This window comes from Saccharothrix sp. ST-888 (genome assembly GCF_000955975.1).
GTDB lineage: Bacteria > Actinomycetota > Actinomycetes > Streptomycetales > Streptomycetaceae > Kitasatospora.
Map to the genome: position 1 here is coordinate 1 of NZ_JYJF01000582.1, position 354 is coordinate 354.

1 protein-coding gene is annotated in these 354 nt (G+C 74.6%); it reads left to right on the top strand.

Annotation, left to right across the window (positions count from 1 at the left end):
- On the top strand, positions 1–277 hold a 277-nt coding region (locus UK12_RS40550), incomplete at its 5' end, for a hypothetical protein (protein WP_231591503.1).
- Positions 278–354 lie beyond the last annotated feature (77 nt).

The following is a 354-nucleotide window of genomic DNA, read 5'->3' on the forward strand; positions in this document are numbered from 1 at the left end:
CTACGGCACCCCGGTGACGACGAACGCCCCCGTGCCCGACTCGAAGACGCTCACGGCGAATTGCCGCGCCACCGCCGTCCCCCCCAGCGCCGAGGCCGCGGCCTGGACCCAGACCCCGCCGCCGCAGCTCCCCGCCATCTGCGCCGGCAACTGGCTCCCGTTCGCCAACAGCCTTCGTGCCGCCCCCACCCTCGGACACCACCCTGCTCGGCCCGCCGCCGAACTCACCCTCCCCGGGCTGAAGCAGCTCGCCGCCACCCAGGCAGCGTCCAAGTAAGGGATGCCCGCGCTATCCGCCGTCATCGCTCGCCGGCAACTGCGACCGCCGGCCGATCGGATGCCCGCCGCCGGACA